The 14,885-nt window shown below is 72.1% G+C and carries 12 protein-coding genes and 3 tRNA genes; 6 read left to right on the top strand and 9 right to left on the bottom strand.

The genetic code is table 11. The annotated features are described in order from the left end of the window. Positions 1-31 precede the first annotated feature (31 nt). The 3 genes from J3P32_RS06505 to J3P32_RS06495 all read right to left on the bottom strand — a co-directional run bounded on the left by J3P32_RS06505 (position 32) and on the right by J3P32_RS06495 (position 3,083). Positions 32-1,357, bottom strand: a complete 1,326-nt coding sequence (locus J3P32_RS06505) for a sensor histidine kinase (RefSeq protein WP_210438995.1) — start codon at positions 1,355-1,357, stop codon at positions 32-34. Further along, entirely contained in the window at positions 1,354-2,463 is a 1,110-nt protein-coding gene (locus J3P32_RS06500) for a cytochrome P450 (protein ID WP_210438994.1), read from the bottom strand. Before J3P32_RS06500 ends, J3P32_RS06505 begins: the two co-directional genes overlap by 4 nt. A 227-nt stretch (positions 2,464-2,690) precedes the next feature. Further along, positions 2,691-3,083 (bottom strand): response regulator, encoded by a 393-nt coding sequence (locus tag J3P32_RS06495; protein WP_210438993.1) that lies wholly within the window; start codon positions 3,081-3,083, stop codon positions 2,691-2,693. 180 nt (positions 3,084-3,263) lie between these two features. Here J3P32_RS06495 and J3P32_RS06490 point away from each other — a divergent pair. From J3P32_RS06490 to J3P32_RS06480, 3 genes are all read left to right on the top strand, one after another. Continuing rightward, positions 3,264-3,336: transfer RNA gene (locus J3P32_RS06490), tRNA-Glu, on the top strand. An 82-nt stretch (positions 3,337-3,418) separates the two neighbouring features. Next, a tRNA-Asp gene (locus J3P32_RS06485) sits at positions 3,419-3,495 on the top strand. Between the two features lie 91 nt (positions 3,496-3,586). Next, positions 3,587-3,940 (top strand): metallopeptidase family protein, encoded by a 354-nt coding sequence (locus J3P32_RS06480; protein ID WP_210438992.1) that lies wholly within the window; start codon positions 3,587-3,589, stop codon positions 3,938-3,940. An 82-nt stretch (positions 3,941-4,022) separates the two neighbouring features. Here J3P32_RS06480 and J3P32_RS06475 read toward each other — a convergent pair whose 3' ends face one another. Genes J3P32_RS06475 through J3P32_RS06465 form a run of 3 tightly spaced genes read right to left on the bottom strand, consistent with a single transcriptional unit; the run spans position 4,023 to position 5,682 of the window. Continuing rightward, positions 4,023-4,355, bottom strand: a complete 333-nt coding sequence (locus J3P32_RS06475) for a fluoride efflux transporter FluC (protein ID WP_210438991.1) — start codon at positions 4,353-4,355, stop codon at positions 4,023-4,025. Next, complete coding sequence (locus J3P32_RS06470) at positions 4,352-4,753, bottom strand: fluoride efflux transporter FluC (RefSeq protein WP_210438990.1); 402 nt, start codon at positions 4,751-4,753, stop codon at positions 4,352-4,354. Before J3P32_RS06470 ends, J3P32_RS06475 begins: the two co-directional genes overlap by 4 nt. Then, the gene (locus tag J3P32_RS06465; protein ID WP_210438989.1) at positions 4,750-5,682 is read right to left on the bottom strand and encodes an ATP-binding protein; all 933 of its coding nucleotides are present in this window, start codon (positions 5,680-5,682) and stop codon (positions 4,750-4,752) included. The genes J3P32_RS06470 and J3P32_RS06465 overlap by 4 nt, the downstream gene beginning before the upstream one ends. A 213-nt stretch (positions 5,683-5,895) precedes the next feature. Between J3P32_RS06465 and J3P32_RS06460 the strand changes: the two genes are divergently transcribed. Continuing rightward, positions 5,896-7,377, top strand: coding sequence for an NAD(P)/FAD-dependent oxidoreductase (locus J3P32_RS06460; protein WP_210438988.1), 1,482 nt, complete (start codon positions 5,896-5,898; stop codon positions 7,375-7,377). A gap of 15 nt (positions 7,378-7,392) precedes the next feature. Here J3P32_RS06460 and J3P32_RS06455 read toward each other — a convergent pair whose 3' ends face one another. The 3 genes from J3P32_RS06455 to J3P32_RS06445 form a co-directional block, all read right to left on the bottom strand. Continuing rightward, the gene (locus tag J3P32_RS06455; protein WP_210438987.1) at positions 7,393-8,352 is read right to left on the bottom strand and encodes a S41 family peptidase; all 960 of its coding nucleotides are present in this window, start codon (positions 8,350-8,352) and stop codon (positions 7,393-7,395) included. A 10-nt stretch (positions 8,353-8,362) separates the two neighbouring features. After that, positions 8,363-9,439, bottom strand: coding sequence for a phosphatase PAP2 family protein (locus J3P32_RS06450; protein WP_210438986.1), 1,077 nt, complete (start codon positions 9,437-9,439; stop codon positions 8,363-8,365). A gap of 49 nt (positions 9,440-9,488) precedes the next feature. Beyond that, a tRNA-Lys gene (locus J3P32_RS06445) sits at positions 9,489-9,561 on the bottom strand. A gap of 520 nt (positions 9,562-10,081) precedes the next feature. Between J3P32_RS06445 and J3P32_RS06440 the strand changes: the two genes are divergently transcribed. Continuing rightward, positions 10,082-13,753, top strand: a complete 3,672-nt coding sequence (locus J3P32_RS06440; RefSeq protein ID WP_210438985.1) for a glycosyl hydrolase — start codon at positions 10,082-10,084, stop codon at positions 13,751-13,753. 188 nt (positions 13,754-13,941) lie between these two features. Further along, a complete protein-coding gene (locus J3P32_RS06435; protein WP_210438984.1) occupies positions 13,942-14,862 on the top strand; it encodes a LysR family transcriptional regulator in 921 nt (306 codons plus the stop codon). Positions 14,863-14,885: the final 23 nt, after the last annotated feature.

Genomic DNA, 14,885 nt, shown 5'->3' with positions numbered 1-14,885 from the left:
ACATGAGCCCACACCCGCGGTGGCAATCGGCTCAGGCCGCGGGGTCGCGCACGGGCAGCTCGAGCCAGAAGGACGACCCGACGCCCGCGGTGGACTCGCCGCGGACGGCGCCGCCGTCGCGCTCGGCGATGGTGCGCGCCATCGGCAGCCCGAGGCCGCTGCCCTGGACGGTCGGCTCGGCGTAGCGGACGAAGGGGTCGAAGACGTGCTCGAGCCGCCCGGGCGTCAGGCCGGGGCCGTCGTCGCGGACGATGATGCGGACCATCTCCTGGCCGCTCTCCCCGAGCAGCCGCTCGGTGGTGAGGTGGACCTCGCCGCCCGCCGGGCGGTGGTGCGTGATGGCGTTGCCCACCAGGTTGCTCAGCGCCTGCCGCACTCCCGAGGGGTGCGCGCGCACCGTCGCGTCCGGGTCCACGTCGACGACGAGGGCCACCCTCGCGGTCCCCGCCGGCACCCGGTGCCAGTGCACCACGTCGGCCACGGCGTCGGCGACCAGGACGTCCTGTCGCTCCTCGTCGCCGGCCAGCGTCCGTCCGGCGCCGAGGAGGCTGTCGACCACGCCGAGGAGCTGCTCGCACGCCCTCACGATGACCGGGCCGTCGCGCAGCATCGCCCCCGACACCGGGTCGGCCGGCGTCTGGTCCGCCTCGTCGATCAGCACCTCGGTGTAGCCGAGGATCGCGGACAGCGGCGTGCGCAGCTCGTGGCCGACGGCGCCGAAGAACTGCTGGTAGGCCTCCTGCGCCTCCGCGCCGGCCGCGATCGCCTCGGCCAGCGCGCGACGCGACTGCTCGAGGGTGAGCCGCGAGAGGATCGCGGCGTTGAGCAGCCGGAAGTCCTGCACGAGGCGCTCGTCCCAGGGGCCGGGCCGCCGGCCCCCCACGGAGAGGCTGCCGAACATCGTGCCCCTGCCTGCGAAGGTCGACGCGATGAGGCTCCGGACGCCGACCCGGGCGAGCTCGGAGCGGTCCTGCTCGGCCTCGGGCGGCAGCAGGTCGCGGTCGGTGAGGACGACCAGCTCGTGGCGGGCGATCTTCGAGAGCCAGGGCATGCTCAGCGCCGCCTCCGGGCCCGCGTCCGGGGACGGCAGGATCGTGCAGGGCAAGCCGGGGCGCACCCACTGACGCACCCACGCGCGGCCGCCGAGCCGGGCCCAGTCCCCGGTCGCCTCCGGGGTGAAGCTGGTCAGCGCGACCGCGACCACCTCGACCCGCGGCTCGGACATGAAGTGGGCCGCGGTGCGGACGATGGCGTCGTCCGGGCTGATCTCACCCTGCAGGATCGCGGTCGCGAGCTCGCCGGCCGCCCCCGAGACGGCGCCGCCCGACGCGTCCTGCAGCGCGGGGTGCGTGCTCACGGTCCACCTTCTCTCGGGGCGACGGTGAACCGGCAGGGCGACGGACGGATGCCGCGGCTCTGGTCGATCCCGACGTGCTCGCTCAACGTAATGACGTGCGTGCCGGCCCACTGCGCCAGCCGCACCAGCTGTGCCAGTCCGAGCGTACGACCGGGGCAGGCGTGCGGTCCGGCGCCGAACGGCAGCCAGGCGCCCGGGCGCTGGTCCGCGGTCCGCCAGCGGTCCGGATCGAAGCCGGCCAGCCCCGCGGGGTCGCCCGGCACGAGGGTCTCGAGGCGGCCGAGCAGGAGCGGGCTGACCATGACGACCGCCCCGGACGGGATCGCCACGCCGTCGAGGTCGACGGCCGTCGTGGTGACGCGGGCGGTGATCCAGGTGGGCGGGGTGAGCCGCAGCGTCTCCCACACGGCGTGCACGGGATCCACGGTCCGGCAGGGGTCGCCGCCCAGCCAGGCCAGCAGCCAGGCGCCGGCGGCGATCGGGACCTGCACGCCGGCGGCGAGCAGGGTGGCGGTCAGCTCCGGGGGGTGCCCGGGTCCCGGCGCGGCGGCGAGGACGTCCTCCAGGGCCAGCCGCGCCCGGTGCTCGGCGCGGCGGGCACGGCTCCAGCGGCGCGGCGGGCGACGGGCGGCGATGACGGGGGCCAGGGCGTCGATCCAGGCCAGCACCAGGTCGGCCACCTCGTCGCGCGAGCGTGCGTCGACCGAGGGGAGGACGGCGGCGGTCGTGGAGCGGGCCACCGGCCGGCGCAGCAGCACCATGGCGTCGTACGGCTCGCCCGGGAGCTCGCGGACGTGCGCGGCGACGGCTGCCTCCCACTCGCGGGCGAAGGTCTCCACGCCGGCGGCGACCTGGTCGGGGGTGAGCGGGGGGAAGGTGACGTGGCCCGAGCGGGTGTCGCCCCGGCTGCCCGACAGGTCGCCGCTGCGAGTGACGTCCCCCGGGAAGTCGAAGACCGCAGGATCGGTCAGCACGCGCCTCGCCGCGGCGGGCGTCGCCGCCAGCCACGGACCGCTGGGCCCGAGGGGCACCACGCCGGAGCGCGGTGCCGCAAGGACAGCGCCGAGCCGGCCACCGGCCGACTCGGCGCTGCCGACGTGCCTCAAGGCTGGTGCCTCACGAGTGGTGAGTCACCGACCCGTCAGCGACGGCCGGGGCCCGGGCGCCACATGTACATCGACTGCAGCTGGGTGGCGGCGCGCTTGGCCTCGATGCGGGTGCGGATGCGGTTCATCATGGTGATCCTCCAGGGGTGGGGTTGGCCTGCACGCCGGTCGACGTGCAGGGACACCACTCGGAGCCCCGGACCCGGTGTTGCGCTTCAGGGACGGGTTCAGGACTCCATGTCGCGTAGTGTCTCGGCAATAAGATCAGTCAATTGCTGGATCCGCAGCGGCTTCTGCATGACTCGTTCGATCCCGAGCTCCTGGAGCACCGCCCTGTGCTCGCCCGCCCAGGCGCTGATCACGACGATGCGCAGGTCCGGTGCGACGTCGGGGTGCGACTGCAGCCACCGCACCACGTCCACGCCCGTCATGCGCGGCATGGTCAGGTCGAGCAGCATGACGTCGAAGGACTCGGCCTGCAGCGTCTCGACCGCGTCCTCGCCGTCCACGGCGGTCGAAGCGTCGTGGCCGGCGCGCTCGATGAGGCGGCAGAAGACGTCGCGGATGTCCTCGTTGTCGTCCACCACAAGGAACCGCAGGTGCCGCCCGTCACTGCTCACGAGTCAAGGTTAGTCAAAGGCGATGGCAACGCGCTGGGAGTCTCGCAGTTTGCTCCGTGTCCGATCGCCGCATGTGACGGCCCCGCGACCCCACGGGCACGCCGCGCCCGTGGTTGGGAGGCGGGCGCGTGCTGGCCCTATGCTGGGCGTCGTTCGACCGGGTCCGTCCCGGACGGGCTGGCCCCCATCGTCTAGCGGCCCAGGACCCCGCCCTTTCACGGCGGTAGCGCCGGTTCGAATCCGGTTGGGGGTGCGACCAGGCCCCGGTGGCGCCGCCGATTGTGTGGCACCGAAGGCCATGGGTTAGAGTTCCACCCGCTTCACCAGGAGCACCTGGCCCCGTAGCGCAGTTGGTTAGCGCGCCGCCCTGTCACGGCGGAGGCCGCGGGTTCGAGTCCCGTCGGGGTCGCCAACGCACGACCGAACAGGGTGAGCCACCAGGCTCACCCTGTTCGGCATTCCCGGGCCCGCGCCGGACTTCCTGCGGCTCCTACGCTGTGCGCATGCCGATCGAGCTGTCCGACGACGCCTTCGACGAGATGGTGGGTCGCGCCCTCGACGGGCTCCCCGACGAGCTGGCGCGCCTGGTCGACAACGTCGTGGTGCTCGTCGAGCCCGAGGCGCCGGCCGACGACCCCGACCTGCTGGGCCTCTACGACGGGCTCGCGCTGACCGAGCGGCCGGCCAACCACGCCGGGATGCTGCCCGACCGGATCCTGCTCTTCCGCGGCCCGCTGCTCGACATGGCCGAGACGGTCGAGGACCTCGAGGAGGAGGTGCGCATCACGGTCGTGCACGAGGTGGCACACCACTTCGGGCTCGACGACGACCGGCTCCACGAGCTGGGCTGGGGGTGACGCCGGGCGTCCCGGCAGGCGTCCAGGCAGGCGTCCCGGCAGGCGTGTCGATGGGCGGCGGCTCGACCACCGGCGCCGCGGGCTAGACCAGCGCCGCGCCCAGGGCCCAGCCGGCCGCGCAGCCGCCGATCGCCAGGACGGTCGTGGCCAGCACGTACGCCGTCCGCACGCGGCGCGGCGCCTCGACCGCCTGCACGGCGAAGGACGAGAACGACGTGAACCCCCCGCAGAGCCCCGTGCCGAGCAGTGCCCACGCCGCCTCCCCGAGCGACAGCGCGGCGAAGAGGCCGAAGGCGACCGACCCGAGCGTGTTGACCAGCAGCATGCCGCGCGGGAACACCCCGTCGAGCCGCGCGAGCAGGTAGCGCAGCGGCGCCCCCGCGGCCGCGCCCAGCGCGACGAGCAGCGCCGTCACCGCAGCGCCTCGTCGGCCTCGCGACGGCGGGCCAGCCACCGGCCGAGGGTGGCGGCCGCCAGCCCGGCCGCGAGCGTGAGTGCCACGTGGGCGCCGGCCGCGGCCTCGTGGCCCGATGCGGCGAGCTCGCGCACCTGGCCGGCCCAGGTGGAGACCGTGGTGAAGCCGCCCAGGACGCCGGGGCCGAGGAGCGTCGCGACGCGGTGCGAACGGCGTACGGCCGCCAGGGCGGGCAGCGCGCCCAGCGCGAGGGCGCCGACCACGTTGACGGCCGTCGTGTGCCACGGCAGGAGCGTCGCGGGAGCCGCCGAGTCGACCAGGTGTCGCAGCAGCGCGCCCGCGGCCCCGCCCACCGCCACCAGCGCGAGGTCGGTGGCTCGCAGGGGCGCGGTGGTCACCCGACCCGGCTGGCCGAGCGTGCGTCAGGAGGCGGGCTGCCCCTCCACGGCTGCGCGGCCGCGCCGTCGAGCTGGTGAACCAGCTCGCTGAGCAGCCAGTTGTGGAAGGCGCGCTCGAGCGGGGTCCGCGCCATCGACAGCAGCCGCTCGGCGCGGCAGAACGCGTCGGCGACGTCGAACATCTCGGTCATCGTGACGAAGATCGGTCCGGCCTCGCGGACCATCGGGAAGGTGACGTCGACCCGCGGCAGCCCGCGAGCCTCCGCGTCGCGCACCTGCTCGCCGAACGAGTCGGGGAACTGCCGCTCGAAGTTGGCGAACATCGAGGTGAGGTCGCCGGCGAGGGGGTAGTCGGACTGGTGCGACAGCGACAGCAGGCGCAGCTCGCGGCGCAGCTCGTGGTACTGCCGGCGCAGGCTGGCGTAGAGCGGGATGTCGAGCCCGATGAGGCTGACGTCGACGGCTTCCTCGCTGGTCGGCTCCGGGTGCGAGCGGTCGTGGTGGTCGATCACCCACTCGGCGGCGCCGGCGTCGGTCATCTCGGGGGCCGGCTCGAACCAGACGATCTTGCCGTCGCCCTCGATCGTCGCACCCCAGGCGGTGGCGCACTGCGCGACCATCGACAGGCCGCGTCCGAAGGTGAGCAGCAGGTCGAAGTCGTCGTCCTCGGCCACGACCGGCGGCACCGGCGGTCGCGTCGACCCGTCGACCACCTCAATGCGGGGGTGCGTCGCCGTGCCGCGCACCCGCACCTTGTAGGGCGCGGACGCGTGGAGCAGCGCGTTGGCCACCAGCTCGGAGACCCCGAGCTCCGCGCACTCCACGAGGTCCGCCCGCTCGAGCCGCTCGCAGATGGTGCTGACCCACCGCCGCGCGTCGGCCGCGGCGCGCGGCGACGAGGCCAGCGTCAACTCAGAGCTCAGCGGCACTGGGACTCTTTTCAGCGAGCGGGGGGCGGACAGTCCAGTGGGCGCACCTCTACCCGGGTGCGAGTGGTTCAAACCTGACCAACCATAGTTTCTCCGACGTCTGGGTAGTGGGTGTGAGCAAGCAGACGCGCCCGGCGTTTCGCGCCTCAGCGGTCGCGGAGGACAATGGACGTGAGCGGACAGCACGACGGCCCCCAGACACCAGGAGATTCCATGACCTCCACGCAGGCACCTCGTCACAGGGTCGTCGTGATCGGCTCCGGCTTCGGCGGCCTCTTCGGCACCAAGGCCCTCCGCCGTGCCGACGTCGACGTGACCGTGGTCGCGAAGACGACGCACCACCTCTTCCAGCCGCTGCTCTACCAGGTCGCGACCGGCATCCTCTCCGAGGGCGAGATCGCGCCCCCGACCCGCGAGATCCTCGCCGGCCAGGACAACGCCCAGGTCATCCTCGGCGAGGTCACCGCCATCGACCTCGAGGCCCGGACGGTCACCTCGCAGGTGCTGGGCCGCGACACCGTGACGTCGTACGACTCGCTGCTGGTCGCCGCCGGCTCGGGGCAGTCCTACTTCGGCAACGACCACTTCGCCGAGTTCGCTCCCGGCATGAAGAGCATCGACGACGCCCTCGAGCTGCGCGGACGCATCTTCGGTGCCTTCGAGATGGCCGAGCTCGGCGCCAACCGCGGCGACGACGTCGACCACCTGCTGACGTTCGTCGTCGTCGGCGCGGGACCCACCGGGGTGGAGATGGCCGGCCAGATCGCCGAGCTCGCCCACCGCACGCTGCGCAAGGACTTCCGCGCGATCAACACCCGCAACGCGCGCATCGTGCTCATCGACGCCGCCGGTCAGGTGCTCCCGCCGTTCGGCAGCAAGCTCGGCGCGAAGGCGAAGTCCGAGCTGGAGAAGCTGGGCGTCGAGGTCATGCTCGGCGCGATGGTGACCGACGTCGACGAGCGCGGCCTCGAGGTCAAGTTCAAGGACGGGCGCGTCGAGCGGATCAACTCCGTCGCCAAGATCTGGGCCGCCGGCGTGCAGGCCAACCCGCTGGGCAAGACGCTCGCCGAGCAGACCGGCGCCCCCCTCGACCGCGCGGGCCGCATCTCCGTCAACCCCGACCTGACGCTCCCCGGCCACCCCGAGGTCTTCGTCGTCGGCGACATGATCGCCCTCGACAACCTCCCCGGCGTCGCCCAGGTCGCCATCCAGGGCGCGAAGTACGCCGCCAAGGAGATCCGCAACCGCGTCGAGGGCAAGCCGCCGCAGGGCCCGTTCAAGTACTTCGACAAGGGCTCGATGGCCATCATCAGCCGCTTCCGCGCCGTCGCGATGGTGGGCAAGCTCCGCCTCACCGGCGTCATCGCCTGGCTGATGTGGCTGGCGGTCCACCTGGTGTACCTGACCGGCTTCAAGAACCGTGTCTCCGCGCTGATGCGCTGGGCGGTGACGTTCATCAGCAACGACCGCTCCGAGCGCACCACCACCGAGCAGCAGATCTTCGCCCGGGCGGCGCTCGCGCGGCTGCGGCGCGGCGCGGCCGACCTGGTGTCCGACCCCGGCATCTACGACGCGACGCGGGCCATGATGGAGGAGACGCGTCGCCAGGAGCTCGAGCAGGCGGCCGCGCGCGAGGCCGAGCTCACCGACTCCGGCATCCGCGGCGTCCCGGCCGATCGGGTCGGCGGCGCCTGAGCGGCGTACGTCGGCTCAGGCCGGCGGTGCGACCACCTGCGCGAGCTCGCGCCTGACGGCGTCGGGCACGGACCCGTCGGAGGCCAGCAGCCGCTCGGCTGCAAGGCGGTGCGCGACGGCGAGGGCGTCCTCGGCGTCGCAGGCCACGTCCGGCACGACGCCGGTGCCCTCCCAGTTGCTGCCGGTGTCGGCGACGACGACGCGCTGGGTCGGCAGGCGCAGCACGAAGTGGGCGTCGACCACCACCGACTCGACCGGGTTGGCGGCACCGACGGTCGTCTCCCCGACCACCGTCGCCCGGCCCATCGCCTGCAGGTCGTAGGCCAGCTCCTCGGTGCCGGACGGCGTCCGGGCGCTCACCAGCACGTAGACCGGCTGCGTCACGAAGCGCGGTGCGGACAGGTGCGTCTGCGTCCAGGTCTGCAGGACGACCGTCCCGTCGCGGTCCACGACGTCGAGCAGCTTGCGCGTCGGCGGCGCGACGAAGTGACTCACCAGGTAGGCCACGCCGGTCGGCGCGCCGCCGCTGCTGAGCCGGACGTCCAGCAGCAGGGCGGCGCACCGGCCCAGGAACGACAGCGCCGCGTCCAGCACCGGGCCCGTGCCCTCCGGCTCGTCGAGGGACTCGACCACCAGCAGGCCGACGTTCCCGGGGAGCCGTTCGACCGTGGGGACGCCCTGGTTGTGGTGGTCCTGCTCGGCCCAGTAGGCCGCGAGGTAGGCGGGGTCGGACCACTCGTCGCCCGAGGCCGGGTCCTTCGCCGCGGCGCTCCACCGGAGGGAGAGGTGGCGGTCCGCCGACGCCTCGCGCAGCACCCGGGTGACGGCGTCGGCGAGCTCGGCGCCGGCCAGGCCCTCGAGCCCGCCGCCGCCCAGCGCCGCCGCGAGCGCGTCGGCGGTGCGGGCCCCCACCTCCGGGACGACGTAGCGCTGCCGCAGCTGCGCGGTGATCCGGTCGGCGAGGTCGCGGTCCATCCCGCGGACGCTAGACCCGCGCGGCGTCCGGCGGCGAGCCGGTTTCCTGTCGGGCCGCCGGCGAGAGGTCGTGGCCGGTCACGCGGGCGCCGACGCGGAACGCGACGACGGCGATGACGACCCCGGCGACGTCGTCGGCGATGTAGTGCCAGCCGAAGTACAGCGTCGCCACGACCGTGGCGGCGAAGTTGACCCACAGCACGACACGGACGGTGCGGCTGCGGACCGTGTGCCGCGCCATGAGCGCCCACAGCAGCGCGATGGCGGTGTGCAGGCTCGCGAAGCCGGCGACGCCCTGGTAGTCACCCTCGCCCCAGAGGAACCCCTGCCGTGAGTAGACCAGCGAGTCCATGAGGTCCGAGGTCCCGTTGGGGGCGAGGTCGCTGGTCAGCCACGGGTAGGCGAGCCCGGGCCCCAGGGTCGGGAGCAGGTAGTAGGACACCGTCCCGAGGGTCCACGCGACGCCCTGGGCGGTGACGAACCACCAGCCGTGCCCGATGTTCCGCGACCAGACCAGCCACACGGTGACCAGGACGGCCACGAGGGGGATGTAGGCCAGGTAGACGGCCGACAGCAGGTGGGCGGCGACGGTCGTCCCGAGGAGGTCCTGCAGCACCGTCGCCGGGTCGTGCCCGAGGAGGAGCAGGCGGTCCAGCACCCGCAGCTCGCTGTCGTACTTGACCTCCCGCACCAGCGGCAGGAGCGACTTCAGGTTCCGGTAGGCCACGTAGACGACGTAGAAGCCCGAGATCCCGACCACGACCAGCTGCAGCCGGGCCCGGGTCCAGTGCGTGGTGAGCCGCTGGCGGACCGCCGCCACCGTCCGGCCGGGGTGCAGGCGCCCCTGCCACAGGGCGCGGGGGAGCAGGTCGATGACGATGGCAGCGACGCACAGGACCGGGAGCCGCACCCACGACGGACCGAGGAAGCTGCCCTCGGGGTCCGCCACCGGGCGGTCGAGGGCTGCGCTGGCGATGAAGGTGACCGCGCCGATCAGGGCCGCGTTGGCGACCAGGAAGCCCCACGAGCTCCGTCCCTGCCACCGTGCGGGTGCGTCGAGGGAAGGGGCGGCGGGCGTGGGCGGCATGGGACTCCGGGCCTGGTGCTGGGCGTGGTGCTGGGCGTGGGCTGGGGCGTAGGCCTCCAGGGGCTCGAACCCTGAACCAACGGATTAAAAGTCCGCTGCTCTACCCATTGAGCTAGAGGCCCGCGGCGCGGGGACGTCGACCAGGTGGACCACCGGACGACCGCCGCGCTCCTGCGGATCCTCTCAGACGGTGAGGGATCACGGGGCATGCCGGGGTGGTGACAACCCGCGACGTCGGTGGCTGACGCGCGGTCGCGGCGTTCGAGGTGATCCGCGTGGCAGGACGGCCGACGGTAGCGCTGCGGTGCCGCACCATGGACGCACGTCCGCGCGATGACCGACGGGTCACAACGACGGTGATAGCGAGCATACGAACGCTGAATGGCCAACTCCCGCCGCGGTGTTGCGGTCGTCACACCGTCCAGCCGAAGATTCCCGCTAAGACCTGAATCGTTTCACGCCTGCTGCCTGACATCGCGACCCGACGACAGGACGCCACCACAGGCATGAACGCGTCGGGGTCACAGGGGACGGTGGCACTTCCCTGGGGCTCCCCGTAGCGCTTCCCAGCTGACCCACCGCCCCGCGGGGGCTCCGGTGGCACGTCACGCCCGCATGCCGGGCGCCGAACAAGGAGTACGAATGTCCCAGCGTCCACGTGTTGTGTCGCGCCAGCGCCGCAACCGCCTGATGGTGAGCGCGCTCGCCACCCTCGCCGTCACAGCCACGGCCGGGCCCGTGGTGGTCCCGGCCATCACAGCGACCGCGGCGCCGGCTGCCGCAGCAGCCGAGCAGGCCGAGGTCAGCTACTGGAACGGCGTCAACCCCGTCACCGAGCTCACGGGCTCCACCTTCGCCAACCCACCGGCCAACGACAAGGCGTGGGTGCGGTGGAACTGGCCGCCCGCCACGACGACCGACGAGCAGCTGCTCGCCGACCTCCAGGACATGGCCGAGGCCAACATCGCGGGCGTGGAGATCGGTCAGGGCGGCAACCCGACGAACGAGCAGCTCTCCCTCATCCTCGACAAGGCCAACGAGCTCGACATCACCGTCGGCATCAAGTACTCCGGCGGTGCGCCCACCACCGGAACGTGGGTCAACACCCACGACTACACGCGCAAGACGCTGACCAACAGCCGCACCCTGGTCAACGCGGGTGAGACCTTCACCGGCGCGCTGCCCGGCTCCGGCACCATCGTCGCGGTCATCGCGTATCGCTGCGCCAGCGCCACCTGCGAGACGACCGGCCCCCGTGTGGTCGAGCGCGGGTCCGCCATCAACCTGACCGCGAGCATCACCGACAAGAACACCGACGGGTTCTTCGACGGCACCACCGCCGGAAACCTGAGCTGGACCGCCCCCGCCAGCCCGGCCGGCGCCCAGTGGCAGCTGGTGACGTTCCGCACCTCTGCGTTCCAGAACGCCCCCGAGACGCTCACCAAGCAGGGCACCCAGGCGATGATCGACGGGTACGAGGCGCTGTGGACACCGGAGCTGAAGGCCAAGCTCGAGGCCAACCGCTCCGACATCTTCGTCGACTCCCACCCCACCGACCCGTGGGGCAACGCCACCGAGCTGTGGAGCAGCACCATGGCCACCGACTTCCAGTCGCGTGCTGGCTACAACCTCGTGCCCGACCTCGCGGCGCTGTTCTACAACGACTTCCGCTACAGCAACGGCCGCGACCAGCGAGTCCGCAGCGACTTCTACCAGGTCCGCAACGACCTGTTCATCGAGAACCGCATCAAGCCGTTCACCGCGTGGGCGAACACCCACGGCATGACCCTGCGCCTGCAGCCCGAGGACCCCAACATCGGCGGCGCCGACGTTCCGTTCCAGGACCAGATCGACGTCAGCTACAACCTCCAGCGCGTCGAGCACGAGTCGCTGGTCGGTGACCAGATCGACATCTGGCGCCCCATCGCCTCGGCCAACAGCTGGACCGGCAACCCGTGGTACTCCAAGGAGTGCTGCGCAGTCGGCGGCCAGAACTACGTCGAGACGATGCAGGACATCCAGGCCCGCATGAACAAGGCGTTCGCCGCCGGCATCACCAAGAACGTCTACCACGTGTACCCGACCGGCTACTCGCCCACGAGCACCTACCCCGGCTACGCCAACTTCGGTCCCACCAGCTTCAGCGGCTCGTGGGGTCCGCGGAACCCGAACTGGGCCACCGACGGCGCCGAGGTCAACACCTGGATGGCACGCAACCAGCAAGTCCTCACCCAGGGCCGCTCCGACATCGACGTCGCCGTGTACCTCCACTCGTTCGAGTGGCCGGCCGGTGCGCTCGTCAACACCGACGGCACCCCGTTCCGCAACCGGTTCTGGGAAGACCAGGCCATGCAGCGCGCCGGGTACAGCTGGGACTACGTGAACCCGACCCTGCTCGCCTCCAAGGACGCCAAGGTCACCGGCGGAGTCCTCAACGCCGCCGGACCGTCCTACAAGGTTCTCGTCGTCAACACCGGCCTGCAGACCCCGTGGCACCCGCTGAAGTCCGCCATGCCGGTCGCAACCGCCAAGCGCATGCTCGAGCTCGCCGAGGACGGGATGAAGATCCTCCTCGTGGGCGATGCGCCCAGCACGACCCCCGGCGACAACGGTGACGACGCCGAGCTGCGCGCCGTCTTCGCGGACCTGCTCGAGCAGCCCACCGTGCGTCGTGTGGCCTCGGAGGCCGGTGTCCCGGCCAAGCTGGCCGGCTGGGGTGTCCAGCCCGACATGAAGCCGTCCGAGCGGTCCACCCTGTTCAGCCGGCACCTCAAGGACCGCACCGCGGGCACCGACTACTACTTCCTCTACAACCAGGGCGAGGAGCGCCTCGACTGGGCCTCTCGCGACATGGTCTACGAGGAGCCCGAGGCCTGCCGCTACACCGGCACCTCGACGCCGTGCCGCCAGAAGGGCGAGGCCGTCCACCTCGACGTGACCCTCACGGGCGAGGGCGCGCCGTACCTGCTGGATGCCGACTCCGGTGAGATCACGCCGATCAGCGAGTACACGGTCGGCGACGGCACCGTCACGGTCGACGTGGCGCTCGGACGCGACGAGTCCACCATCGTCGCCCTGACGAACGATCCCACCAGGTTCGGCGTCGAGGCGCTCGAGCGGCACGTGGTCAGCACCACCGCCGATGAGGCCGTCGTCACCGCCGGCAAGGTCATCCTTCGCGACACCGAGCCCGGCACCTACAGCGCCACGCTCTCCGACGGCAGCACCGTGAGCGCCACCATCGGCGCCGTCGCCCCGGTCGCCGACCTCACCGACGACACGTGGAAGCTCTCGGCGGAGAAGTGGACCAACGCCAACCCGATCGGCACCACCGGCGCCGCCGGCGCGGCGATCGCCAAGAACGTCGTCGACGTGACCCTCGATGGGCTGAAGGCATGGCCCGACGTCCCCGAGCTGGTCGGTGCCTCCGGTGTCGGCACGTACAGGGTCGACGTCGAGATGCCCGCGTCGTGGCAGCAGGGCGGCTCCGCCGTCCTGTCGCTCGGTCAGGTCGTCGACACGATGGCGCTGACGGTGAACGGATCGACCGTCCCGATCAACACGCTGTCGGCGAAGGCCGACATCGGCGAGCACCTCAAGCCGGGCTCCAACACCGTCGAGGTGCGCGTCGCCACCACGCTGAACAACCAGCTCGCCAGCGTCCTCCCTGCCGTGGCCACCCGCGGTGTCACGCAGGAGTACGGCATCGTCGGACCCGTCACACTCACCCCGGCAGGCCAGGCCGAGGCCACAGCACCGGGCACCGGGCCCGGTGCACCGGCGAGCATCGCAGCCCCGTCGATCTCCGGCGCCGCGAAGGTCGGCTCGACGGTCCGCTGTGAATCCGGCACGTGGACCAACGCCACCTCGTTCGCCTACAGCTGGACCGCCAACGGCACAGCCATCGCAGGTGCCGGCCGCCAGACCCTGGCACTCGACGCCACGACGGTGGGCAAGGCCGTGACCTGCACCGTGACCGCCACCGGCCCCGGTGGCGACACCACGGCCACGTCCGCTCCGGTGGAGGTCGCCAAGGGCGACGCCCTGACGGCCACCAGCAAGCCCAGGCTCGTCGGCAAGGCACGGGTCGGCAGCAGGCTGAAGGCACGCCACGGCCAGTGGACGCCGCAGGCGGCTTCCTACGCCTACACGTGGAAGGCGAACGGCAAGGTCATCAAGGGCGCCACGGGCAAGACCTACAAGCTCGAGGCGAAGGACCGTCGAAAGAAGATCACCGTCACGGTGACCGCCACGCTGACCGGCTACGCCGACGGCAAGGCGACCTCAGCGGCAAGGAAGGTGACGGGCCGCTGAGTCGATGGACAGACAGGCGTGGGCCCGGGGAACAGCTCCCGGGCCCACGCCCACGTCAGACACCACACGCGCGCCGGGACCGCTCGACCACTGCGGTTCCAGCGTCATGATGAGCACAGGGCGAGGGACCTACGTCTGGCGACTGCCCCCTGCCCCATCCGGAGCGCAGCCAACGAGGAGGACGGACGGTGGACTGGAACCTCATCCCCATCCTGGAGGCGCTGCTCGTCGAGCGGAACGTCAGCCGAGCCGCGCGGCGCCTCGGGATGAGCCAACCGGCCGTCAGCAACGCCCTGGCCCGGCTTCGCCGACAGTTCGGCGACGAGCTCCTGGTACGCCGGGCAGGCGGGTACGAGCTCACTCCGCTTGCCGAGCACCTCGCACTGGCCACCCGCGGGGCCATGGAGGCGATGTCCGCCGTGTCGGCCGCGTCGACCGAGTTCGATCCCGCCACCAGCACCCGACTGTTTCGCATCGCGGCGAGTGACTACGTCCAGATGGTGCTCGGGCCCGGACTGCTCGCCGACATCACACCCCTTGCCCCCCGAGCGCGAGTGGCATTCCTCGCTCCGTTCAGCGACCAGTTCAACAGCGACGAGGAGCTGGTCGAGAACACCGACGGCTGGCTCGCACCACGAGAGGTGATGCCGGGGCACGAGCACACCGGCGGCGCAGCGGACCGATGGGTCTGCGTGGTCGACCAGGACCACCCGACCATCGGAGGGGACCTCACCCTTCGTGACGCCGCCGCACACCCGTGGGTCGTGCCCGCGGTGCGCGGCAAGACGTTGCGGCTGCATCTCGACGGCCTGGCTCCGCACGGCGTCGAACCGGTCGTCGAGGTGAGCACCGAGGCCTTCGCGAGCGTCCCGTTCCTCATCGGTGGCACCTGCCGCATCGGCTTGGTCCAGGAGTCCCTCGCCAGACGCCTCGCAGCCGTTGCGAACGTGCGAGTCCTCGAGTGCCCGTGGCCCGTCCAGCCTCTGCAGCTGACGTTCTGGTGGGACCCGAAGAAGGACGGCGACCTCGGCCACGCCTGGCTGCGTGACGTCGTTGGGAGGTTCCTCGACCAGGTGGACCTCGGCGCTCCCGGCGAGACGACCGGTTGACCGTTGGCTGTTCCGGCACCGCC

Source organism: Nocardioides xinjiangensis, assembly GCF_017916385.1.
In the GTDB taxonomy this organism is placed as follows: Bacteria; Actinomycetota; Actinomycetes; order Propionibacteriales; family Nocardioidaceae; genus Nocardioides; species Nocardioides xinjiangensis.
Note: the sequence above shows the minus strand (reverse complement) of the source record. Positions and strands in the feature narration are given on the sequence as shown.

Excerpts from the sequence above, each read along its gene's own strand:
- J3P32_RS06480 (WP_210438992.1), top strand. The coding sequence starts at position 3,587 with ATGCCGATCGAGCTGTCCGACGACGCCTTCGACGAGATGGTGGGTCGC.
- J3P32_RS06455 (WP_210438987.1), bottom strand. The coding sequence starts at position 8,352 with ATGGACCGCGACCTCGCCGACCGGATCACCGCGCAGCTGCGGCAGCGC.
- J3P32_RS06450 (WP_210438986.1), bottom strand. The coding sequence starts at position 9,439 with ATGCCGCCCACGCCCGCCGCCCCTTCCCTCGACGCACCCGCACGGTGG.
- J3P32_RS06440 (WP_210438985.1), top strand. The coding sequence starts at position 10,082 with ATGTCCCAGCGTCCACGTGTTGTGTCGCGCCAGCGCCGCAACCGCCTG.
- J3P32_RS06460 (WP_210438988.1), top strand. The coding sequence starts at position 5,896 with ATGACCTCCACGCAGGCACCTCGTCACAGGGTCGTCGTGATCGGCTCC.